General features: G+C 73.2%; 24 protein-coding genes. 9 read left to right on the top strand and 15 right to left on the bottom strand.

The annotated features are described in order from the left end of the window. Positions 1–71: 71 nt before the first annotated feature. From IE182_RS28960 to IE182_RS28950, 3 genes are read right to left on the bottom strand one after another with little or no spacing between them, the layout of a single operon-like run. Complete coding sequence (locus IE182_RS28960; RefSeq protein ID WP_190112938.1) at positions 72–752, bottom strand: TetR-like C-terminal domain-containing protein; 681 nt, start codon at positions 750–752, stop codon at positions 72–74. 2 nt (positions 753–754) lie between these two features. Continuing rightward, a complete protein-coding gene (locus IE182_RS28955) occupies positions 755–1,180 on the bottom strand; it encodes a nuclear transport factor 2 family protein (RefSeq protein ID WP_190112937.1) in 426 nt (141 codons plus the stop codon). Between the two features lie 34 nt (positions 1,181–1,214). Continuing rightward, a complete protein-coding gene (locus IE182_RS28950) occupies positions 1,215–1,439 on the bottom strand; it encodes a GntR family transcriptional regulator (protein ID WP_373303635.1) in 225 nt (74 codons plus the stop codon). Between the two features lie 371 nt (positions 1,440–1,810). On the opposite strand from IE182_RS28950, the gene IE182_RS28945 reads away from it, so the two are divergent. Further along, the gene (locus IE182_RS28945; protein ID WP_190112935.1) at positions 1,811–2,044 is read left to right on the top strand and encodes a hypothetical protein; all 234 of its coding nucleotides are present in this window, start codon (positions 1,811–1,813) and stop codon (positions 2,042–2,044) included. Between the two features lie 51 nt (positions 2,045–2,095). On the opposite strand, the gene IE182_RS28940 is transcribed toward IE182_RS28945, so the two are convergent. Then, a complete protein-coding gene (locus IE182_RS28940) occupies positions 2,096–2,641 on the bottom strand; it encodes a dihydrofolate reductase family protein (protein WP_190112934.1) in 546 nt (181 codons plus the stop codon). A gap of 193 nt (positions 2,642–2,834) precedes the next feature. Here IE182_RS28940 and IE182_RS28935 point away from each other — a divergent pair, with 193 nt between their 5' ends. After that, positions 2,835–3,530, top strand: a complete 696-nt coding sequence (locus tag IE182_RS28935; RefSeq protein ID WP_229845205.1) for a GDSL-type esterase/lipase family protein — start codon at positions 2,835–2,837, stop codon at positions 3,528–3,530. A gap of 84 nt (positions 3,531–3,614) precedes the next feature. Here the strand turns inward: IE182_RS28935 and IE182_RS28930 are convergent, their stop codons facing one another. The 6 genes from IE182_RS28930 to IE182_RS28905 all read right to left on the bottom strand — a co-directional run bounded on the left by IE182_RS28930 (position 3,615) and on the right by IE182_RS28905 (position 10,241). Then, positions 3,615–4,604, bottom strand: a complete 990-nt coding sequence (locus IE182_RS28930; RefSeq protein WP_190112933.1) for an aldo/keto reductase — start codon at positions 4,602–4,604, stop codon at positions 3,615–3,617. 52 nt (positions 4,605–4,656) lie between these two features. Continuing rightward, complete coding sequence (locus IE182_RS28925) at positions 4,657–5,784, bottom strand: permease (protein WP_190112932.1); 1,128 nt, start codon at positions 5,782–5,784, stop codon at positions 4,657–4,659. 257 nt (positions 5,785–6,041) lie between these two features. Continuing rightward, on the bottom strand, positions 6,042–6,623 hold the full coding sequence (gene thpR, locus IE182_RS28920; protein WP_190112931.1) for an RNA 2',3'-cyclic phosphodiesterase: 582 nt from the start codon (positions 6,621–6,623) through the stop codon (positions 6,042–6,044). 153 nt (positions 6,624–6,776) lie between these two features. After that, positions 6,777–8,168, bottom strand: coding sequence for an MFS transporter (locus tag IE182_RS28915; RefSeq protein WP_190112930.1), 1,392 nt, complete (start codon positions 8,166–8,168; stop codon positions 6,777–6,779). 26 nt (positions 8,169–8,194) lie between these two features. Then, complete coding sequence (locus IE182_RS28910; protein ID WP_190112929.1) at positions 8,195–8,641, bottom strand: MarR family winged helix-turn-helix transcriptional regulator; 447 nt, start codon at positions 8,639–8,641, stop codon at positions 8,195–8,197. 124 nt (positions 8,642–8,765) lie between these two features. After that, positions 8,766–10,241, bottom strand: a complete 1,476-nt coding sequence (locus IE182_RS28905) for an NCS2 family permease (protein WP_190112928.1) — start codon at positions 10,239–10,241, stop codon at positions 8,766–8,768. A gap of 221 nt (positions 10,242–10,462) precedes the next feature. Between IE182_RS28905 and IE182_RS28900 the strand changes: the two genes are divergently transcribed. After that, on the top strand, positions 10,463–10,726 hold the full coding sequence (locus IE182_RS28900; protein ID WP_190112927.1) for a DUF2530 domain-containing protein: 264 nt from the start codon (positions 10,463–10,465) through the stop codon (positions 10,724–10,726). 71 nt (positions 10,727–10,797) lie between these two features. After that, positions 10,798–13,146: an HAD-IC family P-type ATPase gene (locus tag IE182_RS28895; protein ID WP_190112926.1), complete on the top strand. Its 2,349-nt coding sequence runs from the start codon at positions 10,798–10,800 to the stop codon at positions 13,144–13,146. A 22-nt stretch (positions 13,147–13,168) separates the two neighbouring features. Here IE182_RS28895 and IE182_RS28890 read toward each other — a convergent pair whose 3' ends face one another. The 3 genes from IE182_RS28890 to IE182_RS28880 all read right to left on the bottom strand — a co-directional run bounded on the left by IE182_RS28890 (position 13,169) and on the right by IE182_RS28880 (position 18,507). Then, positions 13,169–13,360, bottom strand: coding sequence for a DUF1059 domain-containing protein (locus tag IE182_RS28890; RefSeq protein ID WP_190112925.1), 192 nt, complete (start codon positions 13,358–13,360; stop codon positions 13,169–13,171). A 559-nt stretch (positions 13,361–13,919) separates the two neighbouring features. Continuing rightward, positions 13,920–17,138, bottom strand: coding sequence for a sacsin N-terminal ATP-binding-like domain-containing protein (locus tag IE182_RS28885; RefSeq protein ID WP_190112942.1), 3,219 nt, complete (start codon positions 17,136–17,138; stop codon positions 13,920–13,922). Positions 17,139–17,622: 484 nt separating this feature from the next. Continuing rightward, the gene (locus IE182_RS28880; RefSeq protein WP_190112924.1) at positions 17,623–18,507 is read right to left on the bottom strand and encodes a DUF3027 domain-containing protein; all 885 of its coding nucleotides are present in this window, start codon (positions 18,505–18,507) and stop codon (positions 17,623–17,625) included. 327 nt (positions 18,508–18,834) lie between these two features. Between IE182_RS28880 and IE182_RS28875 the strand changes: the two genes are divergently transcribed. The 4 genes from IE182_RS28875 to IE182_RS28860 are packed head-to-tail and all read left to right on the top strand — an operon-like array spanning position 18,835 to position 22,357. Next, positions 18,835–20,211 (top strand): MFS transporter, encoded by a 1,377-nt coding sequence (locus tag IE182_RS28875; RefSeq protein WP_190112923.1) that lies wholly within the window; start codon positions 18,835–18,837, stop codon positions 20,209–20,211. A 26-nt stretch (positions 20,212–20,237) separates the two neighbouring features. Next, positions 20,238–20,714, top strand: a complete 477-nt coding sequence (locus IE182_RS28870; protein ID WP_190112922.1) for a DUF2771 domain-containing protein — start codon at positions 20,238–20,240, stop codon at positions 20,712–20,714. 15 nt (positions 20,715–20,729) lie between these two features. Then, the gene (locus IE182_RS28865; RefSeq protein WP_190112921.1) at positions 20,730–21,509 is read left to right on the top strand and encodes a futalosine hydrolase; all 780 of its coding nucleotides are present in this window, start codon (positions 20,730–20,732) and stop codon (positions 21,507–21,509) included. Next, positions 21,506–22,357: a 1,4-dihydroxy-6-naphtoate synthase gene (locus IE182_RS28860; RefSeq protein ID WP_190112920.1), complete on the top strand. Its 852-nt coding sequence runs from the start codon at positions 21,506–21,508 to the stop codon at positions 22,355–22,357. The genes IE182_RS28865 and IE182_RS28860 overlap by 4 nt, the downstream gene beginning before the upstream one ends. Before the next feature lie 11 nt (positions 22,358–22,368). On the opposite strand, the gene IE182_RS32675 is transcribed toward IE182_RS28860, so the two are convergent. Then, a complete protein-coding gene (locus IE182_RS32675; RefSeq protein WP_190064580.1) occupies positions 22,369–22,752 on the bottom strand; it encodes a cold-shock protein in 384 nt (127 codons plus the stop codon). 248 nt (positions 22,753–23,000) lie between these two features. On the opposite strand from IE182_RS32675, the gene IE182_RS28850 reads away from it, so the two are divergent. Further along, complete coding sequence (locus tag IE182_RS28850; RefSeq protein WP_190112919.1) at positions 23,001–23,249, top strand: hypothetical protein; 249 nt, start codon at positions 23,001–23,003, stop codon at positions 23,247–23,249. On the opposite strand, the gene IE182_RS28845 is transcribed toward IE182_RS28850, so the two are convergent. Continuing rightward, positions 23,216–23,878, bottom strand: coding sequence for an HAD family hydrolase (locus IE182_RS28845; RefSeq protein WP_190112918.1), 663 nt, complete (start codon positions 23,876–23,878; stop codon positions 23,216–23,218). The two genes, IE182_RS28850 and IE182_RS28845, sit on opposite strands and share 34 nt — an antisense overlap. Positions 23,879–23,970 lie beyond the last annotated feature (92 nt).

Genomic DNA, 23,970 nt, shown 5'->3' with positions numbered 1-23,970 from the left:
CACGGCACGCTGACCACCGCAGCCATCGTGATCTGGCTCCGCGATCTCATCAAAGAGCCATCGGACACGCCCTAGTCCAGGGGCACCGCGAGCCCGACGCCTTCGGCCGACACCGCGATGGCGAAGTCGAAGAAGTCGGACTGGTCGAGGACGCTGTCGTGCGTACGGGCGAAGACCTCGAACGCCAGGAGACCGATCAGGTTGCTCCACAGCACGATGCCACGCTCGATGACGTCCGCGAACGGCGCTTCGGGCACGCTGCCGAACAGCGCGGCCGCCTCGGGCCGGATCAGCGGCGGCCCGGGCACCGCCCGTCGCGGCGGGGCGAGTTCACCGGCTTCGAGCGCGGAACGCACGATGCCGGCCAGCACGGCCGGCGTGCGGGACGCGGGCGGGACCGTGTCCTGGGGTGCGTGGTATCCGGGAACGGGCGAACCGTAGACCAGCGCGAATTCGGCGGGGCTGCCGAGGGACCACGTCCGCAGTGCGCGGGCGGCCGCGAGGAAGCGCGCCCCCGTCGGCGCGTCGGCGTCCTTGGCCGCCTGGTCGGCCTGCTCCATCGCCGCGCCGGACTCGTTGTAGGCGTCGACGAGCAGCGCGGTCAGCAGGTCGTCCCGGTGCGGGAAGACGCCGGTGACCTCGGCGACCGCAAGACCGGCGCCGTCGGCCACGGCTTCGAGGGACAGCCCGCCGGCGCCCAGTTCCCCGAGGAGGCGCCGCGCGGTTGCCCTGACAACACTGGATATGTCCATGATCAAACCGTACCTGCCGGCCGGTCCGCGGGACGTTCATAGCAGTCGTAGTTGCGCTGCGCGCGGATCTTTCCGTCGCGGAATTCGAGGAAGACCGCGATGTGCGCACGGAGTACGTGGCCTACGGGGAGGTCGCCCAGCGGGACGGCGAGCGTGCCGGTCCAGGCGACTTCGAGAGCGACCTGGTCGCCGGCCGCCACCGCATTGTGCACCTCGAACCGCTGGTGAGCGATGACCTCGCGGCCGCGCTCCGCGGCCTGGAGCACATCCGGCAGATGGCGGCGGACGCCGTCGGGGAAGAGGGCGTTGGGGAACTCCTGTTGCACCGCCTCCTCGTGGAAGAAGCGGGCCAGTTCCTCCCCGGCGACCCCCCGGGAGACCGCCTCGTGGTACCGGACGGCGGCTTCGACGTTGGGGTGCTGCGGCATGCGACAGAGCCTAGGCAGCGACCCGACCGGTCGGCTAGCGCCGTGCGACGAACGAGCCCATTCCCGGGGTGGTGATGATCAGACCCTCTTCGCGCAGCGCCGCGGTGACCTTGCGCACCGTCCCTCGCGCCACGTCGAACTCCTGCTCCATGCGCACTTCGGAGATCAGGTGGTCGGGCGGGTACTCGCCGGTCGCGATCCGCTTGCGGATCTCCTCAGCGATCTGGGCCCACTTCGGTCGCGTCGGGTCAAACTTCATCACGACCCATGACTGTATGCATCAATATGCAGCCGAACATAGACAGTACTGTACTTGTCTAGGCATGGACAGGGGGGTCTAGGTAACTTGTCGTGAGTCACATGACAGACCCCCGCGACCGTCCGACCGGTCCGGGGGCATGGCCACCAGCCTCAAGGAGCTGATGACATGAAAGAGCGTATCGCCCGACTCCTTGCACGGACGAGAGCGCGACTCATCCGCACCGCGCCCCCTTCCCCGCCCACGCCACCACGTCCGCCCCGACCCGCCGTCATCTCCCTCCCCCACACCGGCGGCCCATGAGCCGCCACCGACACCGAGCGGCCCAGCGCCACGGCGCAGACCGTGAACGCCCGTGGCAGGTGGGGCAAGTGAGCGTTCCGGACGTCCCCCTCGGCATCCTTGCCGTGGACACCTTCACCAGCGGCGTCGGCCTGGTCGTCGAATCGGCGGACGGCCTCGTCCGGCTCCAGCACCCCAACGGCTTCAGCTGGCAGGCGTACGCCACCAACCTGCGGCCGCCGGAGCAGGCGGAGAAGCACCGGTTCGCCGCCGCGGAACGTGTGTACGGGCCCCTGCCCGTACCCCCCGGCCAGGGCGACTGACCGCGCAGTCCGGCGAGGGGGGCAGCCCCACGACGAGTCTGCCCCCGCCGGCTACTCCTGCCCGGCCGGACGGTAGTCGAGCACCATGGCCCCCGACGTGAACGCGGTCGTCCCGGAGGGCACCCACGTCGACGTCGGCGTGCCCTCCGGGAAGAGGCGCTTGCCCTTGCCGACCACCACCGGGTGGATCCAGAGCTTCAGCTCGTCCACCAGGCCCTCGGCTATGAGCGAGCGGATCAGCGCGCCGCTTCCGTAGACGAGGATGTCGTTCTCGTACTGCTCCTTGAGCGCGGCGACCTCCTTCGCGAGGTCGCCTTCGATCAGGGCGGCGTTCCACTCCGTCGTCCGCAGCGTGGTGCTGGCGACGTGCTTGGGCATCGAGTTCATCCGGTCGGCGAAGCCGTCCTCGTCCGTCATGCCCGGCCACGCCTGAACGAAGCCCTCGTACGTCTCGCGTCCCAGCAGCAGCGCGTCCGCGGCGAACAGCTGCCGGTGCGCGTACGCGCCGTGCTCGTCGTCGAAGTACGGAGCGGTCCAGGACGGGCTCTCCATGACGCCGTCCAGCGACAGGTACACCAGCGCGACGATCTTGCTCACTGCAACCCCCCAAGGTCGTGCCCGGGCCGGGCACACGGACAGAGCGGAAAACGCCCCCGTGAAGGCGTCCCCCCGACATGACGGTCAATCTAGGGGCACCCACTGACAACGGGCCGCGCCCCGGCCGGGCCCCCGCCGCCGGGTGGTCGCCGTCACATCCCCGGCCCCGGCGCGACCTGCGAAGATGACCCGCATGCGAATCATGTTCGTCGGCGACTCGATGACGATCGGTAGCGCCGGTGACCACACATGGCGCTACCGCATGTGGCAACACCTCAACGCCTCCTACGGCGCCCCCTACAAGATCGTCGGGCCGCGCCGCGAGCTGTACGACCCCTCCACCGGCGAGGCCGGATCGCTCGACTACGGCGACCCCGGCTTCCCCGAGCGCTGCCGCGGTCACCTCGCCGGCTGGGGCGAGGGCTGGCTGCACATGGCGCCGCTCATCGGCGACGCCGTCCGCCAGGGCAAGGCGGACACCCTGCTGATCTCCCTCGGCCTCATAGACCTCGGCTTCTACACCGACGCCGACCAGACCGCCGCCAACGTCCGCCGCTTCTTCGCCGAGGCCCGCGAGGCCAACCCGCGGATCCGGGCCGTGCTGATGCCGGTGATCCCCAACGTCCGCGCGCTCGCCGACCCGCCGTTCGCCGCCGAGTGCGAGCGCTTCAACGAGCTGCTGGGCAAGGCCGTCGCCGACCTCGACGAGCCCACGTCCCCCCTGCTGCTCGCCTCTTCCCCCCAGGGCTGGGACATCGACCGGGACACCTACGACGGGACGCACCCGAACGCCGCCGGCGAGCACCTCCTCGCCGCCGCCTTCGCCACCGCGCTGCACCAGGCGTGGGACGTGGCCGGCCCCTACGCGCCCGCCCTCTCCCACCGCTGAGGCGCCACTGAGGCGCCGCGTCCTCGTACGGACCCGACCCATACGCGAGCCCGCACGAGAACACCGCGCACCGGCTCGTTCAGCTCACCACGCGAACGCCTCCGGCGACGGCCCCGGACCCGGGAAGATGCCGTCCAGCCCCGTCAGCAGCTCGTCGCCCAGCTCCAGCTCCACCGCCCGCAGCGCGCTCTCCAACTGCGCCTGCGTGCGCGGGCCGACGATCGGGGCGGTGACACCGGGCCGGGTCAGGAGCCAGGCCAGGGCCGCTTCGCCCGGCTCGATGCCGTGCTTGTCGAGCAGGTCCTCGTACGCCTGGACCTGCGCCCGCACGGCCGTGTCGGCCAGGGCGTCCGCCGACCGCCCGGACGCGCGGCGCCCGCCCTCGTTCTCCTTCTTGATCACGCCACCGAGCAGGCCGCCGTGCAGCGGCGACCAGGGGATGACGCCCAGGCCGTACTCCCGCGCCGCGGGGATGACCTCCATCTCGGCGCGCCGCTCGGCGAGGTTGTACAGGCACTGCTCGCTGACGAGGCCGACCGTGCCCCGCCGCCCGGCCAGTTCGTTCGCCTGGGCGATCTTGTAGCCGGGGAAGTTCGAGGACCCGGCATAGACGATCTTGCCCTGCTGGACGAGGACGTCGATGGCCTGCCAGATCTCCTCGAAGGGAGTCAGACGGTCGATGTGGTGGAACTGGTAGAGGTCGATGTGGTCGGTCCGCAGCCGCTTGAGGCTGGCGTCGACGGCCCGGCGGATGTTGATCGCGGAGAGCCGGTCGTGGTTCGGCCACGGCTCCCGGTCGCCGTCCATGCCGCCGAACACCTTGGTGGCGATGACGACCTTCTCGCGGCGGCCGCCGCCCTTGGCGAACCAGTTGCCGATGATGGTCTCGGTGCGGCCCTTGTTCTCGCCCCAGCCGTAGACGTTGGCGGTGTCGAAGAAGTTCAGGCCCGCGTCCAGGGCGGCGTCCATGATGGCGTGGCTCTCGGCCTCTTCGGTCTGCGGGCCGAAGTTCATGGTGCCGAGGACGAGCCGGCTGACCTTGAGTCCCGTGCGTCCGAGCTGCGTGTACTCCATGCGCCCAGCCAACGCCTTCGAGTCCGCTCCAGGCAAGGGTGACCCGCGCCCGTCACCCGCTCATCGTCCGGAGCATGCGCCGCCCGCCCGTGGCCAGGAAGCGCGCCACCAGCACCGCGGCCAGCAGCAGGAAGACGATGTTGAGGTACGTCGTGTAGTTCCAGTGCACGCCCTCCGCCGGGATCTTCGCGTCCGCCTGGTCCGGGATCAGGCCGAGGCCCCCGAAGACGACCTCCACGGCGTAGCCCGCCACCACCGCCGCCGCGTAGAACGTGCCGAGCAGGAACAGCGCCATCCGCCGCCCGTAGTACTTCCGGTAGATGCTGAGGATCGGCAGGATCAGCAGGTCCGCGAAGACGAACGCCACAACGCCCCCGAAGCTGATGCCGCCCTTCCACAGCACCACCGCCAGCGGCACGTTGCCGATCGAGCAGACGAACGACGCGATCGCCACCAGCGGCCCCACCAGCGGGCCCCACAGCTTCGCCAGCAGCGGGTTGCCCTCGAAGAAGAACGCGCGCCAGAAGTCCTCGGGCACCCACGCGGCGATCGCACCCGCGATGAGCAGGCCGAGCACCAGATCGCGCAGGATCGCCGCCCACTCCATGACGAAGACGTGGGAGGTGGCGGTGAGCCCCTCGCGCGACAGCAGGCGGTGGACGAACGACCCCTCGCCCCGGACCGACATGTCCATCGCCGCATGGCCCTCCATGGCACCCGCCACCCCGCGTCCGGCCTGCTCCCGCGCGCTGCGCAGCAGCGCCTCGCGGAGCAGCAGCCGGAAGAGCACGGCCAGGACCGCGATCATCACGATCCCGCCGGCGAACTCCGCGGCGGTGAACTGCCAGCCCATCAGCAGGGCGAGGATGACGCCCAGCTCGACCACCAGGTTGGTGGAGGCGATCTCGAAGGCCATGGCGGACGTGAAGTGTGCCCCCTTGACGAACAGCGAACGGGCCAGCGCGACGGCGGCGTACGAGCAGGAGGACGACGCCGCGCCCAGCCCGGCCGCGGCGGCGAGCGCCCGGGGGCGGTCGTCGCCCAGCAGCGAGACGACGGCCGAGGTGCGCACGAGGGCCTGGACGACGGCGGACAGGGCGAAGCCGAGGATCAGCGCCCAGGTGATCTCCCAGGTCATGGACCCGGCGATGGAGAGCGCGTGCAGCACGGCATGGACCATCCGGAACCCCGCCTTCCGATCAGCGCCCGGGGCCGGGACCGTACCAGCGTGATTCGCCGGTATCCCGGCACAGGCCGCCCTCCGCGTGTTGGGGCGCGTGTCCGTCGGCGTGTCCGTCGGCGTGTCCGGACGCGTCCGGGCGCCGCCGTCACTTCACCGCGGCCACCACGGCGACGACGACGAGCATCACGGCGAGCGCACCGGTCATGATCCGGTTCCTGGTCTTCGGGTCCACCCCTTGAGCGTAACCGGACCGCTCACTGTGCTCGCCGGGTGCCCAGCGGCCAGGCCGCCACGGTCTCGTAGCGGGGGCGCTCCCCGGGCACCCCGGAGGCCGGCAGGCGGCTGCGGACGAGCTCCAGGCGCTCGACGGGCCACCGGCGGCCGCGGAACTCCGCCAGCTCCTCGGCGTACGGCCGCAGGTTCACGTGCCCGGTGGCCCGGGCGAGGGTGAGGTGGGGGCGGAAGGGCCTGGCGTCGTCCATCCGCACCCCGGCCCGCCGGGCGCCGGCGGCGGTGGAGCGGGCGAGGCCGCCCAGGGTCTCCAGCGAGCCGGTCGCCCCGACCCACAGGATCCGGTCGCCGAACCGGCCGCCCCCGGCGAACCGCAGCTCGTGCGCCGGATGCCGGTGGGCGGCGCGGGCGAGACGCTCGCCCAGCTCGGGCAGCAGGGTCTCCTCGACCTCGCCGAGGAAGGCGAGCGTGAAGTGCCACATGGCCGGCTCGGTCCAGCGCAGCCGGCCGTGCCGGTCGGGGAGCGCGGCGCGCAATTGCGCCACTTCGGCCGCCAGTTCGTCGATGGCGGGTCCGGGCGGGATCACCGCGGCGAACAGTCGCATGCGGCCAGTCTCCCCCGGCGGGCGGCCGCCGGGGCGGTGCGACGTCGCCCGGCGGCCACGCCGTCACACCACGCCCGCCGACCCGGCGACCGCGCCTCACGCCGCCACGCCACGCCCACCGACCCGGCGACCACGCCTCACGCCGCCACGCCGTCACGCCACGGCCGTCACCTCGTCCGGACGGGGAGCGGCGGTCCGCTGCCGCGGGACGAACGTCACGTGCCGGCGTCCGCGGCGCAGGTCGATCTTCAGGCGCAGCCCGCCCGAGCGGGCCAGCGCGAAGCCGATCGCGACCGCGGCCAGCGCCGAGACCGCGCCCCCGGCGAGGAAGCCGACCCGGGGCCCGTACGCGTCGGTGACCCAGCCGATCAGCGGCGCGCCCAGCGGCGCACCCCCCATGAAGACCATCATGAACAGGCTCATCACCCGCCCCCGCAGGGCCGGGTCCGAGGCCATCTGCAGGCCCGAGTTGGCGGTGACGTTGATCGTCAGGCCGCACATGCCGATGGGCACGAGCAGCAGCGCGAAGACCCAGAACGAGGGCGCCAGCGCCGCCGCGATCTCCAGCGCCCCGAAGGCCGCCGCCGCGCCGACCAGCATCCGCATCCGCGAGGTGCCCCGGCGCGCCGCGAGCAGGGCGCCGGTCAGCGAACCGCCCGCCATCAGGGTGTTGAGCAGGCCGTACGTGCCGGCCCCGGCGTGGAAGACGTCGTTGACGTACGCCGTGAGCCAGATGGGGAAGTTGAAGCCGAAGGTGCCGATGAAGCCGACCAGGACGATCGGCCAGATCAGCTCCGGGCGCCCGGCCACATGGCTCAGGCCCTCGCGCAGCTGTCCCTTGGCCCGCGGGGCGCGGTCGACCTTGTGCAGTTCGCCCGTGCGCATCAGCAGCAGCGCGGCGATGGGTGCGGCGAAGGACAGCCCGTTGAGCAGGAACGCCCAGCCGCTGCCCATCGCGGTGATCAGCACACCGGCGACGGCCGGGCCGACGAGGCGGGCGGACTGGAAGTTGGCGGAGTTGAGGCTGACGGCGTTGCGCAGGTCGGACGGGCCGACCATCTCGACGACGAACGCCTGCCGGGCGGGGTTGTCGACGACCGTGACGAGGCCGAGCGCGAGCGCCGTGAGGTAGACGTGCCAGACCTGCACGTGCCCGGTGAGGGTGAGCACGCCGAGCGCGAGGCCGGTGACGGCCATCGCGGACTGGGTGATCAGCAGCAGCGGCCGCTTGGGGCAGCGGTCGGCGATCACGCCGCCGTAGAGGCCGAGCAGCAGCATGGGAAGGAACTGCAGTGCCGTGGTGATGCCGACGGCGGTGGAGGAGCCGGTGAGGCCGAGGACGAGCCAGTCCTGGGCTATGCGCTGCATCCAGGTGCCGGTGTTGGACACCACCTGGCCGGTGGCGAAGAGCCGGTAGTTGCGGATGCGGAGCGAGCTGAACGTGCCCCCCTTGGAAGTGCGCCGAGTGCGCGGCAGGGGGGTGGTGCGTGCGTCGTCGTGGCGGTTCGGTGCGGGGGCGGAGTCTGCTCCGTGTCCCGTACTCAAGGTGCGTTCGCCTCCTTCTCGGGCGCTTACAGGTGCGCGAGTTTCTCCAGAACGGGCGCGGCGGCGCGCAGCGTCGCCCACTCCTCGTCGTCGAGCTGCCCGGCCAGTTCGGCGAGCCAGGCATTGCGCCTGCGCCGGCTCTCTTCGAGCATCGTTTCGGCCTGCTCGGTCTGGCGGACCACCTTCTGGCGGCGGTCCTCGGGGTGCGGCTCCAGCCTGACCAGGCCCTTGCCCTCCAGCAGCGCGACGATGCGGGTCATCGACGGCGGCTGGACGTGCTCCTTGCGGGCGAGCTCGCCCGGGGTGGCCGAGCCACAGCGGGCGAGGGTGCCGAGCACCGACATCTCGGCGGGGCTCAGCGACTCGTCGACGCGCTGGTGCTTGAGCCTGCGCGAGAGCCGCATCACGGCCGAGCGCAGAGCGTTCACGGCGGCTTCGTCGCCCGGTTCGGGGGCACGGGACAGATCCGGCATGTTCATTAGATTAACTCATTACCTGAACTAAAGAAAGTGGGCCAGTGGGGCGGACGGAAGCACACGTGGGCGGCCGGGCATCACGCCCGGCCGCCCACGACGACCGTTTCCTGCGGTGCAGGTACTACTTCACGCCCAGCATCCGCTCGATCGGGTCCAGCATGAAGTAGACGAGGAAGCACAGCCCCACGGCGTTGAGCAGCCAGGGGATCTCCCGCGCCCGCCTGTCGGCGATCCGCAGCAGGATGAAGGACAGGACGCCGATGCCGATGCCGTTGGTGATCGAGTACGTGAACGGCATGGAGATGATCGTCAGGAACGCGGGGATCGCGATCGTGAAGTCGCTCCAGTCGATCTCCTTGACGTTGGACGCCATGATCAGGAAGCCGACGACGACCAGCGCGGGGGTGGCGGCCTGGGCGGGGACCACGGTGGCCAGCGGGGTGAAGACGAGGGCGAGCAGGAAGAGGCCGCCCGTCATCAGGTTGGCCACGCCCGTGCGGGCGCCCTCGCCGACACCGGCCGTGGACTCCACGAAGCAGGTGTTGGCCGAGGCCGAGCCGGCACCGCCGGCGGCGACCGCCACGCCGTCGATCATGAGGATCTTGCCCATGTTGGGCAGCTGGCCCTTCTCGTCCGTCAGGCCGGCCTCCTCGCCGACGCCGATGATCGTGCCCATGGCGTCGAAGAAGCCGGACAGCAGCACGGTGAAGACGAACAGGCAGCCGGTGAGCAGGCCGACCTCGTGGAAGCCGCCGAAGAGGCTGACGTCGCCGATCAGCCCGAAGTCCGGGGTGTCCACGATCTTGTCCGGCATGGACGGGACGGACAGGCCCCAGCTCGCGTCCGGGATCTTCGCCACCGCATTGACGGCGATCGCCACGACCGTCATCACGACGATGCCGACGAGGATCGCGCCCGGCGCCTTCCGCACGAGCAGGATGAACGTCAGCGCCAGCCCGGCGACGAACACCAGCACCGGCCAGCCCTGCAGCTGACCGCCCTGGCCGAGGCCCAGGGGGACGGTCGTATGGGCGGCGTCGGGGTTGCGGGTGACGAAGCCGGAGTCCACCAGGCCGATCAGCGAGATGAACAGGCCGATGCCGATGGCGATCGCCCGGCGCAGCCCGGCGGGGATCGCGTCCATGACGCGCTGCCGCAGGCCCGAGGCGACCAGGAGCATCAGGACCAGGCCGGCCAGCACGACCATGCCCATCGCGTCCGGCCAGCTCATCTTGGGCGCCAGCTGCAACGAGACGACGGCGTTGATGCCGAGGCCCGCGGCGCAGGCGATGGGCACGTTGCCGATCACGCCCATGAGGACGGTGCTGAGCCCGGCCATCAGGGCCGTGGCCGTCACCAGCTGGCCGTTGTCCAGCTGGTGGCCGAACTTGTCCTGGCCTGCCCCGAGGATGATCGGGTTCAGCACGATGATGTAGGCCATCGCAAAGAAGGTGGCCAGACCGCCGCGCAGCTCGCGGCCGAGGGACGAACCCCGCTCGGATATCCGGAAGTAGCGGTCGAAGGCGTTCTTCGCGGCGCCGGGGGGCGTGGGGGACGGCTGCTGCTCGTCGACCGCAGGGGTGGCCGAGGTGGTCATGCGGGGACCTCAGTCGTGAGAGGGCCGGCCGGAGCCGGGGAAACAAACAAAAAGGATCATGAATTGGATGCTTCTTGGATGATCAAACAAAAGCATCCAGTCAATTCCGGTTCGATTCAGTATGAATAAACAAACGCCGCTTGGCTATCTCCGCGCGTAGACCCCGGCGGGACAAGGGCTCCGCGGCTGCGCCTCCGACAGGACGCACTAGGCTGGCCGCCATGACGAAGTGGACACCCAGGCACGAGGCGCCCGAGCCGCTGGAGGGGCCCGTCGTGGCCACCATCACCGGTGGCACCATCCTGTGGTTCGTCCTCTTCCTCGCCCAGCTGCCGTTCTACGGCTGGTTCCAGGACCACGGGCACCTGTGGTGGCTGTGGACGTGCCTGGCCGGCGGCGGCCTCGGCCTGATCGGCGTCTGGTACGTGCGCAAGCGCGACGCCGCGATCAAGCGCCACGCGGCGGGGACGGACGAAGTCCGCTAGACCCCGCGGCCGGTGGCCGGTCCCCGGCGTCCCGGAAGGCCGGGCGGGCGGGGGCGCCTTACCGTCGGAGGATGAGGCACAGCGGCCTGACCTCCCGCGAAGTCGCCGAGCGCGTGGCCCGGGGCGAGGTCAACGACGTCCCCGTACGGTCCTCGCGCTCCACGGCGGACATCGTCCGGGCCAACGTCTTCACCCGGTTCAACGCCATCATCGGCGTCCTCTTCCTGATCATCCTCGTCGTCGGGCCCCTCCAGGACGGCCTCTTCGGCTTCGTGATCATCGCCAACACCGCGATCGGCATCGTCCAGGAACTCCGCGCCAAGAAGACCCTCGACTCCCTCGCCCTCATCGGCGAGGCCAGACCGACCGTCCGGCGCGACGGCACGGCCGTGTCCCTGGCCACCGGGGAGATCGTCCTCGGCGACCTCGTCGAGCTCGGCCCCGGCGACAAGTGCGTCGTCGACGGCGAGGTCGTGGAGGCCGACGGCCTGGAGATCGACGAATCGCTGCTCACCGGCGAGGCCGACCCCGTCCTGAAACAGCCCGGCGACAGGGTCATGTCCGGCTCCTTCGTCGTCGCCGGCGGCGGGGCCTTCACCGCCACCAAGGTCGGCCGCGCGGCCTACGCCGCCCAGCTCGCCGAGGAGGCGTCCCGCTTCACCCTCGTCCACTCCGAGCTGCGCACCGGCATCAGCCTGATCCTCAAGTACGTGACGTGGATGATGCTGCCCACCGCCGTCGGGCTCGTCGTCAGCCAGCTCGTCGTGCAGGAGCACGACTGGAAGGAAGCGGTCCGGCGGATGGTCGCCGGGATCGTGCCGATGGTCCCCGAGGGCCTGGTGCTGCTGACCTCCGTCGCCTTCGCCGTCGGCGTCGTCCGGCTGGGCCGCAAGCAGTGCCTGGTGCAGGAGCTGCCCGCCATCGAGGGGCTCGCCCGGGTCGACGTCGTCTGCCTCGACAAGACCGGCACCCTCACCGAGGGCGGCATGGACGTCAGCGAACTGCGCGTCCTGCCCGACGCCCGGGCCGACGAGGACTACGTGCGCCAGGTGCTCGGCGCCCTGGGGGACGCCGACCCCCACCCCAACGCCAGCCTGCAGGCCATCATCGACGCCTACCCCGACGGCAGCGGCTGGCGCTGCACCGGCGCGCTGCCGTTCTCCTCGGCGCGCAAGTACAGCGGCGCCACGCTCGACGGCCCCGGCCACGACAGCGGCAACTGGCTGCTCGGCGCGCCCGACGTCCTGCTGCCGCCCGGCGACGCGGCGCTCACCGACGTCGAGGAGCTCAACGCCCGGGGGCTGCGGGTGCTGCTGCTGGCGCGGGCGGGGCGCGGGCTGGACGACCCGCGCGTCACCGAGGGCCTGCGGCCCACCGCGCTCGTCGTCCTGGAGCAGCGGCTGCGGTCGGACGCCGCGGACACCCTGCGCTACTTCGCCGAGCAGGACGTCTCCGCCAAGGTCATCTCCGGCGACAACGCCGTCTCCGTCGGCGCCGTCGCCGCGAAGCTGGCCCTGCCCGGCTCCGCGGCGCCCGTGGACGCCCGGCGGCTGCCCGGGGAACGGGAGGCCATGGGCCGGGCCCTGGACGAGGGCGCGGTCTTCGGGCGCGTCACCCCGCAGCAGAAGCGGGACATGGTCGGCGCCCTGCAGTCACGCGGGCACACGGTCGCCATGACCGGCGACGGCGTCAACGACGTGCTCGCGCTGAAGGACGCCGACATCGGCGTCTCCATGGGCTCCGGCTCGGAGGCCACCCGGGCCGTCGCCCAGATCGTCCTGCTCAACAACAGCTTCGCCACCCTGCCCTCGGTCGTGGCGGAGGGCAGGCGCGTCATCGGCAACATCACGCGCGTGGCGACGCTGTTCCTCACCAAGACCGTCTACTCGGTGCTGCTGGCCATCCTGGTGGTGTGCACGCGCGTGCCGTACCCCTTCCTGCCGCGCCATCTGACCCTGCTGTCGACGCTGACGATCGGCGTACCGGCCTTCTTCCTCGCCCTCTCGCCCAACAAGGAACGGGCGCAGCCGCACTTCGTGCGGCGGGTGATGCGGTACGCCGTTCCGGCGGGGCTCATCGCGGGGACGGCCACGTTCGCGGTGTACCTGCTGGCACGCCACTACTACTCCGGCGCGGGCGCGCTGGACGCGGAGACGAGCGTGGCGACGCTGGCGCTCTTCCTGATCTCGATGTGGGTGCTCGCGATCATCGCGCGCCCGTACACGTGGTGGCGCGTGGCGCTGGTGGCGGCCATGGGGGCCGGCTTCCTGGCGGTGCTCGCCACGCCCTGGCTCCAGCGGTTCTTCGCGCTGAAGCTGGTCGGCACGGCCATGCCGTGGGCCGCCGTCGCCGTGGCGGCCGTGGCCGCGGGGGCGCTGGAGGTGACCTGGCGGTGGGTGGGGCGGAGGTTCCCGGCGTAGCCGCCGGCCGCCGCCACGCCCCTCAGGAACCGGCCTTCTCGTCCTCCAGCAGGCCGCGGATCTGCTCGCGCAGCTCGGGGGTGTCCTCGTGCTGGTGCACGGAGACGGCGTGCTCGGCGGCCGCGCGGAGCACCTCGTCCTCCTCGCCGGAGATGGTGAGGGTGCAGTGCGATTCGCTGGGGTACTTGCGGCAGTCGGCGACTTTCCGGGTCATGGGGGCCTCCCGGGGGTGCGTGCGTACTTCGCCGTACTGCCAGGGTAGGCCGCGGGGGGCGGGGGGCGGAGTTTTCCCCTACCCGCCCCTTCCCGAAACCGGGGGCGGGCCCCCGGACCCCCGGATTTCGGGGCTCCGCCCCGGACCCCGGTCCTCAATCGCCGGACGGGCTGGATTGCTGCCGCCGGGACCGGGCTGGATCGTCGTCGCCGGACGGGCCGGATTGCCGCCGCCGGGACAGGCCGGATCGCTGTCACCGGACGGGCCGGATTGCTGCCGCCGGGACCGGGCTGGATCGTCGTCGCCGGACGGGCCGGATCGCCGTCACCGGACGGGCCGGATCGCTGCCGCCGGGACAGGCCGGATCGCCGTCACCGGACAGGCCGGATTGCTGCCGCCGGGACAGGCCGGATCGCCGTCACCGGACAGGCCGGATTGCTGCCGCCCGGACAGGCCGGATCGCCGTCACCGGACGGGCCGGATTGCTGCCGCCGGGACCGGGCTGGATTGTTGCCGCCGGACGGGCCGGGTCGCCGTCACCGGGCGGGCTGGGGCGTCGTCAGTCGAACCACCTCGCCCGCGCCAGTTCCTCCGTCCGGGTCGGGTCCTCCAGGAGCGCCGCCGCCTCGAAGCGGCGGGACCAGGCTCCCGCCGCCCAGGCCAGGCCCGCCGCCACGCCCTCCAGGGTGGCGGCGTGCAGGATGCCGTCCTCGCCGTAGCGCCAGTCGAGCTCGACGCCGCCGACGACCAGATCCTCGTGCTCGACGTACGTCGACGGCGCGCCCGGGAGCAGGACGCGGACGCCCTCCGGCACCTCGCGCGGCCGGCCCTCGCCGGCCGGGACGATCACGGGGAACACCTCGCTCACCCGCCGCACCTGCAGCAGCTCGGCGAGAGCGGCCGCCCGGTCCGGGCGTACGGGCAGCAGCGGGTGGCCCGCCGCCAGGGGCACCAGGTCGGGGGCGTCCGCGACCAGCACGTCGGTCGCGTCCCCGACCTGCACCTCGTCGTCGACCACGGCCCGCAGGTCGTCCGGCAGCGTCACGTCCTCCGGGTCCAGCTCCGCCAGCGCGCTGTAGAGGCCGTGCAGCTGGGCGGGGGTCACCGGCAGGTCCGGGTCGGCGAGGCGGGCCAGCAGCTCCGCGGCGCCGCCGGGCTCGTCGAGGAGCGCGGCCACGGACGTCCGGACGCCCAGCGCCCGCAGCACCTGCTCGTCGGCGAGGCCGGCCGCGTCGGCGGCCTCGTAGAGGCCCGCCAGCAGCGGGTCGCCGCCCCTGACCCGCAGCCCGGCGGGGCGGCGGCCGTCCAGGACGGGGTGGCCGCGCAGCCACCACGCGGTGTACGGGCGCACGGACTCGGTCGTGCCGTCCGGCAGGAGCACCCGCACGGGCGCGGTCAGCGCGTCGCGCAGCGGCGGCCGGGACAGCAGGGCGAACGCCTCCGGCCACGCGTCGTCGTCGACTAGGTCGAGGTCCCGGACGGCGACGATCTCCGTCGCGACGGGCGGCACGGGCGTGTCCGGGAGCCGGTCCAGGACGTCCTCGCACCAGACGTCGACCGCGTCGAGCAGGCCCACGTCGTCGGGCTCGGCGAAGTCGCCGTCGCGCGGTTCGAGCTCGTCCGGGTCCAGGACGACGTCCGTGGCCCGCACCAGCGCGAAGTCCGCGAGCACGCCCACCGCCGTCAGCGGCTGCTCGCCCCAGCGCCCGGCCAGCTCCGCGTCGCACGCGGCGAGCTCACCTGGCCGGATCACGCGCTCGAAGGCACTGCCGGGGAAGACCAGTTCGCCGGCGGGGGCGAGCTCGCCGTCCTCGTCCGGGAGGGCCAGCGCGGCCAGCCAGGGCTCGTCGCCGGGGGCGAGGTCCGCGTCCCGTACGAGGGTGAGGACGACCTCGGCGAGCGTGTCGCTGTCGAGCCCCTCCTCGTCCCAGACGTCCTCCGCGTCCAGCGACGCGGCCACGGCGGCCCGCACCTGCGGGGTCGTCAGCACGGCCCGCGGCGAACTGGGCGTGGCGCCCAGCTTCTCCAGCAGGGGGTGGGCCGCGTCGGGGTGAGCGACCTTCAGACCCAGCCGCGACAGGCGCTCCGAACCGGTCGTGTCGGCCGGCGGGAGCAGCACCTGGCGGGGCCCGACGGCCGTCCGGCCGTCGGCCAGCGGCACGGGCAGGCCCGTCAGCCGGTCCGGGTCGACGCCGGCCAGGCTGTCGTAGAGCCGCCACCACCAGTCCGCGGGGCGCTCGGCACCCGCGAGGCGGTCGATGACCTCGCCGAGCGGCACGCGCGCCACGCCGAGCGCCCGCAGCTCCTGGCGGCGCTCCAGCCCCGCGGGCAGCAGGCTCGGGAACAGCTCGGCCAGCACCGCCACGGTCTCCGCGCCCGCGCCCTCCACGACCTCGGCCTCCACCGGCCGCAGGGCCCGCGGGGCGCCGGCGGCGGTGTGCGCGAAAGGGTCGTCCCAGGCGTGGGCGGACGGCTCCGCCCGCTGGGTGGAGGCGTCCGGCCCCTCGGTCCAGGGAATGCCCTCCACACCGGCACCGGCCGGCGGTACGGGCTCCTCCTCGCCGGGCCCGCCCGCGGCGCCCGGCAGGAACGCCACGCGCGGCAGCCGCTCCAGCACCCGGCGGCGCAGCTCCGCGTCCACCACGCCCGTGGCCAGCGGCGGCGGGACCAGGTCCAGGGTTCCGGTGCCCACCGGCTGCCAGTCCCGCAGCAGGGCGGCGTACGCCTCCGCCGCGCGCTCGGTGAGGAAGTCGGTGAGCGGGCCGGGGGCCGTGTGACGGCGGGTGGGCTCCAGCGGGAAGCTCGCGATGAGCAGCGCCGGCAGCCCGAGGGGCTCGTCGGTCGGGGTCGGGGCGTGCACGACCGGCGCGGTGGCGGGCCGTGCGGGCGCGCCGTCGGCGTCGACGGGGACCGCCCAGGTCAGCGACCAGTGCGGGCGCAGTCGCTCCTCGACCGGGCGGTCCGCGAGCAGGGCGGGCTCCAGCGGCCCGCCGTCGCGGTGCACGCGCCAGCGCGTGGGCTGCGGCGCGGCGGAGTCCTCGACGACGACGTACGGGCCGTCCTGGCGGCGCGTCAGGGTGCGCTCCCCGTCGCCGGGCGTCTCGACGACCACCTCGGTCAGGCCCGGCAGGGCCAGCAGCAGCGCGTCGTCGACGCCCGCGAGGAGACGGGCGGTCAGGTCCTCGGCGGCGCCGTCGCGCAGGGGCAGCACGACCACCGTGTCGTAGCCGGCAGGCGCCTCGCCCTCGGCGGGCAGCGGGAGCCGCAGCAGCGGGACGTGGCCCTCGCGGCGCCGGATCTCCTCGGCCAGGGCGCCGTCACCGGCGGCGTCCGCGAGGGCCCGGGCCTCGGTGAGGGACCAGCGGACGCCGCCGGTACGGCCCAGGATGGCGGGCTCGTCGCTGACGGCGAGGACGGCGGCGAACCCGACGCCGAACCGGCCGACGGCCCGGCCCTCGTCCTCCCGCTTGGCGGAGGCGCGCAGCGTGGAGAGGGACTCGGCGCCGGCGGCGTCGAGGGGCGCACCGGTGTTGGCGGCGGCGAGCGTGGCGGGCGCTCCGCCGTCGGCGGCGCGCAGGGTCAGCCGGAGGCGGCCGGTCACGCCGGCGCGGGCCGCGGCGTCGGCGGCGTTCTGGGCGAGCTCGACGACGAGGCGGTCGCGGTAGCCGCCGAGGGCGAGGTCCTCCTCGGCGTTGGCGTCCTCCCGGAACCGCGCGGGCGAGGCCGCCCACGCATCCAGCACGGCGCGGCGCAGGTGGGCGGTGCCGAAGGGGTCCATATCCGTGCCGGTCACGTCTGGTGGTCTCCCTGTGCGCGTGGGCGGGCCGGGGCCGTTCCGCGCCACTCGCGTGGTGCGGTTCTCCCTGCCCGGTGGGTGGGTCGGGGCCGGGGTGGGACGGACCCTTCTGGGGCTGCATTATTTACGGCCCGTTGCCCCGCAGTGTCATGGGAGCCCGGCACTTGGGCCGCAAATAACGCGTAACGCCCCTGCCAGGGCCCATCCCACCCCGGCCCCTCAGCCCGCACGGAGTCTGCGGACCGTACGGCGTGCGGGTGACGGGAGGGCGCCGGGGGCGGAGGAGGGTGTTCCGGAATGCTGCCGGATATTTGTGGGCCCGACCCGTGCGGGGTGCGCCGAGGAGGGACGGCGCCGGGCCCGTAAATATCCGATTCCGGAATACCCTCCGGAGCCCCCGGCGCCCGGACCCACCACCGGGCCGCACCCGCACCCGCAACGGCAACGGCAAGCGCAGCGCTACGCGCTACGCGTGCCCGAGGTCGTCCTCGGACTCCGGCGTCTCGTCGCGCAGCGGCATCGCGTCCACCAGCGTCTCGTCCACCACCGGCGGCGCCGGCCGCGGCGCCTTCGGCATGACCGCCGCCTCCGAGTGCCCGCCGCACCCGTACGACAGCGACACCACGTGCCCGTCCGCCGGACCGAACTCGTTCGCACAGACACCGAACGCCTGCCCGAGCGATCCCCCGATCGGCACCAGGAAGCCGCAGCTCACGCAGGACGCGGGCGCCGCCTGGGCCATCGGGGTCTTGGAGCCGTGGGACTCGTCCCACCGGTCCGCGGCCGTGTGCAGCCCGTACCGCGACAGGACCCGGGCGCGCCGCATGCCGAGCTCGTGGGCGAGGGCGGCGATGGAGCCGCGCACGGGCGCCGAGGGCTGGGCGGACGGGGGCCCGGCCGTGACGTCCGCGTCCTCGGCCTCGGCCAGCTCGGCCATCTCCTCCGAGACGGCGGAATTCGGCGGCGGGACGTCCTCGCCGGTCCAGCCCGGCTCCAGGCGCAGGTCGTCGGCCTCGGTGGGCAGCAGGTCGCCGGGGCCCATGTCGCCGGGGCGCAGCCGCTCGCTCCAGGGCACCCATTCGGGGGCCATGAGGGCGTCGGGCCCGGGCAGCAGGACGGTCTCGTCGAGGGTGACGTTCTTGGCGCGGGAGGCGCGTGCGACGGTGACGGCCCAGCGCCAGCCGCGGTAGCCGGGGTCCTCGCAGGCGAAGTAATGCGTGACGACGCGGTCCCCGTCGGCGACGACCTCGACGTGGTCGCCGACCTTCCCGGGCAGCGCGGCCTCCTCGGCCGCCGCACGGGCGAGTTCGACCGCCTCGGCGCACAGGCGGTCCGGGGTACGGCTTCGCATCGCAGCACTCACAAGAATCGATTCTCTCTTCCACGCCGTCTCACGAGTGCGCCAGCCGAACGGTCGGGGCTGCGGACGGAGCGGACCGGTGGACCGCGTCGACGTCCGCGCCCGAACGGCCTCGGGCGCACCTGTCATCACCCATTCTGCGGGATGGGGACTCGGGGTGCGGCCAAGAGCAGCGGCCGGTGGCGCGCTACGCACGCTACCCCGCGCGACCGCCCGGGGGATACCCGGGCCACGGCGAGCCCCCGGCGACCTGGTGTGCGCGCCCCGCTCGTGCGCCGAAAGTGCCATGCGCGGTGCCAGTTGGGGCAGTATGGCGTGGTGGGAGCCATCCGGTCAGCCGAAGGCGGCCCGCTCCGCCGTACGGGCCGGAGCGTCGGCCGCCTCGTTCGCGCGCCCTTCACAGGGGCCGCCCGGGGTGTGCGCAAGGCGACGAACGCACACGGCGCCGGCGAGTCCGGGCTGGGCCGGCTGATCGAGCTGCACGCGGTGAACTCCGCCGGCGACATGATGATCACGATCGCGCTGGCGTCGACGGTGTTCTTCTCGGTCCCCACGGACCAGGCGCGCGGCCGGGTGGCCCTGTACCTGGCGGTGACGATGGCGCCGTTCACCCTGCTGGCCCCGGTGATCGGCCCGCTGCTGGACCGGGTGCCGCACGGGCGGCGGGCGGCGATGGCGTGCGCGATGCTGGCGCGGGCGCTGCTGGCCCTGACGATGTCGGGCGCGGTGGCGACGGGCGGGCTGGAGCTGTATCCGGCGGCGCTCGGGGTGCTGGTGGCGTCGAAGGCGTACGGGGTGGTGCGCTCGGCCGTGGTGCCGCGGCTCGTACCGCCGCGGATCGCACTGGTGAAGGCGAACTCACGGGTGACGCTCGGCGGGCTGCTGGCCACGGGAGTGGCGGCCCCGCTGGGCGCGGGGCTGCACCAGCTGGGCCCGGCGTGGCCGCTGTACGGGGCGTGCGCGGTGTTCGCGTTCGGCACGTACCTGTCGCTGTCGCTGCCGCACAAGGTGGACTCGGCGAAGGGCGAGGCGCGGGCGCGGCTGACGGCGCCGGAGTACCGGCACCACCTGACGAAGCAGCGCAAGCGGCCCCGGACGCCGGGGCTGCGCACGGTGGGTGCCTCGGTGCTGCACGGTCTGCAGGCGAACGGCGCCCTGCGCATGCTGTCGGGGTTCCTGACGTTCTTCCTGGCGTTCCTGCTGCGGGTGCATCCGCTGGGCGGGCTGAGCCCGGCGTTCTCGCTGGGCGTGGTGGCGGTGGCGGCGGGCACCGGCAATGCGCTGGGCACGGCCATAGGGGCGCTGCTGCGCTCGCGCGGCCCGGAGAAGATGATCGCGCTGGTGCTGACGGTGACGCTCGGGACGACGATAGTGACGGCCGTCCTCTACAGCGCGTTCTTCGTGGTGGTCATGGCGGCGGTGGCGGGCATCGCGCAGGCGCTGGGCAAGCAGTCGCTGGACGCGCTGATCCAGCGGGACGTGCCGGAGGAGGTGCGGACCTCCGCGTTCGCCCGTTCGGAGACGCTGCTGCAGATGTGCTGGGTGGTCGGCGGCGCCATCGGCATCCTGCTTCCGCTCAACGGGGTGGTGGGGATGGCGGTCGCCGCGGGATTCCTCGCGCTGGGCGCGCTCACTGCCGTACGGGGCCTGCTGGCGGCCGCGCGGCGCGGCTCGCCGCACCCGCGCGTGGCCTGAGCGGGGACGCCCGATAGCCTGCCCGCATGACCGCTGCGATTTTCCGGGGCAAGCGCCGCCGCGCCGCTGCCGCCGTGGGTGCCGTGACCTTCGGGCTCGTCGCCCTCTCCGCCTGCGACAAGCCGACGCCGCTGGCGACGGTGACCGTCGGCTCGACCACCGTGACCGCCGAGGCGTGCGCCTACAACGACGGCGAGGCCGTCGACACCGAGAAGGTGGCGCCCTGCCTGAAGGACGCGGGCAAGACCGTCAAGGCGTCGATGGAGGACAAGGTCCGCTTCGGCGTCGACCCGAAGATCGCCGATGAGGGCTGGAGCCTCTTCATCAACGGCCAGCCTGCCGAGCAGGAGCCGAACAAGAAGACGTACCGCACCATCCCGGCCAGCGCCTTCTTCTCGGCCGGCCAGGGCGCGGCGGTGAAGAAGACTCAGATCAGCATCGTCGAGACGACCACGGGCAAGGCCCTGGGCGTCTGGAACTTCACCCTTGAGCGCGACTCCTGACGCACCGTGGCCACCTTGCCGACGCGGGTCCTGATCGTCGCCGCCGTCACGGCGGAACGTGACGCCGTGACCGCCGCATGGCCGGTCGCGGCGGAGGTCGCGCTGCCCGGCGCCACGCTGCGCCGCGCGACCCCGGCGGGGCCGGACGGCCCGGTGCTGGACGTGCTGGCCGCCGGCGTGGGCCCGGGGGCCGCGGCGGCCGGGACGGCGACGGCGCTGACCGCCGCCGCGCTGGCCGGGCGGCCGTACGGGCTGGTGATCTCGACGGGCATCGCGGGCGGCTTCGCACCCGGCGCGCAGGTCGGCGCCGTGGTGGTCTCCGACGCGATCGTCTCCGCCGACCTGGGCGCGCAGTCCAGCACCGGCGGTTTCCTGTCGGTCGAGGAGCTGGGCTTCGGGAAGGTGACGCACGGGGCGCCGGAGGCGCTGGTGCGTGCCGTCGCCGAGGCCACCGGTGCGCTGCGCGGGGACGTGCTGACGGTGTCGACCGCGACGGGCACCGCCGAACGGGCCGCGGAGCTCGCCGGGCGGCACCCGCAGGCGGTGGCCGAGGGCATGGAGGGCTTCGGGGTCGCGGAGGCGGCGTCGGCGCACGGCGTGCCCGTACTGGAACTGCGCGCGGTCTCCAACGCCGTCGGGCCGCGCGACCGCAGCGCCTGGCGCATCGGCGAGGCGCTCGGCGCCCTGTCGGGCGCCTTCCGCGAGCTCGGCGCCGCCCTCGGTGCGGCGGCCGCGCCCGGCGACGACAAGGCCGCACCCGGCGGCGAGGACGACGAACCGGAGGTCTCGGGATGAGCAAGCCGCTCCGGATCGCCTACTCCCCCTGCCCCAACGACACCTTCGTCTTCGATGCCTGGGCGCACGGCCGGGTGCCCGGCGCGCCCGCGCTGGACGTGACGTTCGCGGACATCGACGTCACCAACGGCATGGCCGAGCGCGGCGAGTTCGACGTGCTGAAGGTGTCGTACGCGGTGCTGCCGTGGGTGCTGGACGAGTACGCGCTGCTGCCGTGCGGCGGTGCGCTGGGCCGGGGCTGCGGCCCGCTGGTGCTCACCAAGGAGGCGGCGGAGCCGGCCGGCCTGGCCGGGAAGACCGTCGCGGTGCCCAGCGAGCGGTCCACCGCCTACCTGCTGTTCCGGCTGTGGGCGGCCACCGAGGTGCCGGGCGGCGTCGGCGAGGTCGTCGTGCTGCCCTTCCACGAGATCATGCCCGCCGTGCGCGACGGGAAGGTGGACGCCGGCCTGGTCATCCACGAGGCCCGGTTCACCTACCGCGACTACGGTCTGACGTGCCTGGCCGACATGGGCGAGCACTGGGAGGACACCACCGGCCTGCCCATCCCGCTGGGGGCGATCATCGCCAAGCGGTCGCTGGGGGCGCCGGCGCTGCGGCAGCTGGCCGAGGCGGCGCGCACGTCGGTGCGGATGGCCTGGGACGATCCGACGGCCTCGCTCCCGTACGTCCTGGAGCACGCGCAGGAGATGGACCCGGCGGTGGCGGACCAGCACATCGGGCTGTACGTCAACGAGTTCACGGCCGGCCTCGGGGAGGCGGGCTACGCCGCGGTGCGGGGGCTGCTCACACGTGCCGCGGCCGAGGGGCTCGTACCGCCCCTCGGCCCGGACGCGCTCGCCTTCGTCTGAAAGGCCCGGAATCAGACGTCCAGCTGGTCGGCCACCGCGCGCAGCATGCCCGCGATCTTGGAGCCGTGTGCCTTGTCGGGGTAACGGCCGCGCTCCAGCTGCTGGGTGACGTTCTCCAGGAGCGTGGTGAGGTCCTGGACGATGGAGGCCAGCTCGTCGGGCTTGCGGCGCTGCGCGGCAGCGACCGACGGGGTGGGGTCGAGCAGTGTCACCGTCAGCGCCTGGTCACCACGCTGGCCTGCTACGACGCCGAACTCCACGCGCTGGCCGGGCTTGAGGGCGTCGACCCCGTCCGGGAGCACCGAGGAGTGCACGAAGACGTCTCCGCCGTCGTCGCGGGAGAGAAAGCCGAAGCCCTTCTCGCTGTTGAACCACTTGACCTTGCCGGTAGGCACGTCTGTCCTCGTCCTCGTGTCTCGTCGGATACCGAAAAAAGCCGAAACATCTGCAGTCTCTGCAATATCTGCAATCAACAGAAAAACAGCTCTGGATAGCACTACAGCGGGCCACAGGACCCGCTACCCCCAAGGCTAATGGTCCCCGGCCCGGTGACAAGACGTCCTCGGGTCGTACCTCTGCGCGTCCGGTCCGATCGCCGTCGTCCCGGCAGCCGTGCCGCCGCACAGGGATCTACCCTGGTCGGGTGAGTAGCGAAACGCCCCGAGCCGGGGATCTGCTGGTACGGACCGGTGCCGTCGTCTTCCTCGTCGGCGCCGTGGCCACGATGGCCACGATGGCCCCACTGTTCCTCGGTGCGGACCCGTTGCCTCCGGTGGCGTGGTTCGTGTGCATGCTGATGGGCGTCGGATTCCTGATCGCCGGGGCCGGGGTGCTGCGTTCGATCGCGGAGCAGCGCCGTCAGGCGAGCGGGGCGAGCTCGGCGTCGCAGTAGCCGCGCAGCCAGCCGGGGAAGTCCGGCAGGCCCCCGTCGAGGACGACGTCCGCCCCCGCCGCGCGCAGTTCACGCGGTCCGTACGGGCCGGTCGGCACCGCCACGGCGAGCGCGCCCGCGGCGCGGGCGCCGCGCACGTCCCCGATGTGGTCGCCGACGTAGACGGCGGCGGCGTGCTCGCGCAGCGCCACGGCCTTGCCCTCGGCCCACAGGCCGCCGACGAGTTCGTCGGGCTCGATGCCCAGGTGGTCGAGGTGGAGCCGGGCGTTGCGGGGGAACTTGGCGGTGACGACGATCGCCCTGCCGCCCAGCTCCCGGACGGCGGCCACCGCTTCGCGGGCACCGGGCAGGGCGGGCGAGGGGGCGATGCCGTGGTCGGGGTAGGCGGCCACGTAGAGGGCGGCGACCTCGTCGACCTCCTCCTCCGGGAACCAGTTGCGCAGCTCGTCCTTGAGCGGCGGGCCCAGCCGGCTGACGACGAGGTCGATGTCGATGTGCGCGCCGGTGGCCGCCACCAGCGCCTCGTACGCGGCCCGGATGCCGGGCCGGGAGTCGACCAGCGTGAGGTCGAGGTCGAAGCCGACCGTGAAGCGGTGGTCCGTGCGCGGGGCTCGCGGAGATGGCGTCATGCACCGCATTGTGCCGTGATGCCCACCCGTACACTTAGCCTCGCCTAACTCCGGGTAGCCCCGCCTCACTCCGGGCCGGTCCCGCGGCCGGT

This window comes from Streptomyces cinnamoneus (assembly GCF_014650495.1).
Lineage (GTDB): Bacteria > Actinomycetota > Actinomycetes > Streptomycetales > Streptomycetaceae > Streptomyces > Streptomyces cinnamoneus.
Note: the sequence above shows the minus strand (reverse complement) of the source record. Positions and strands in the feature narration are given on the sequence as shown.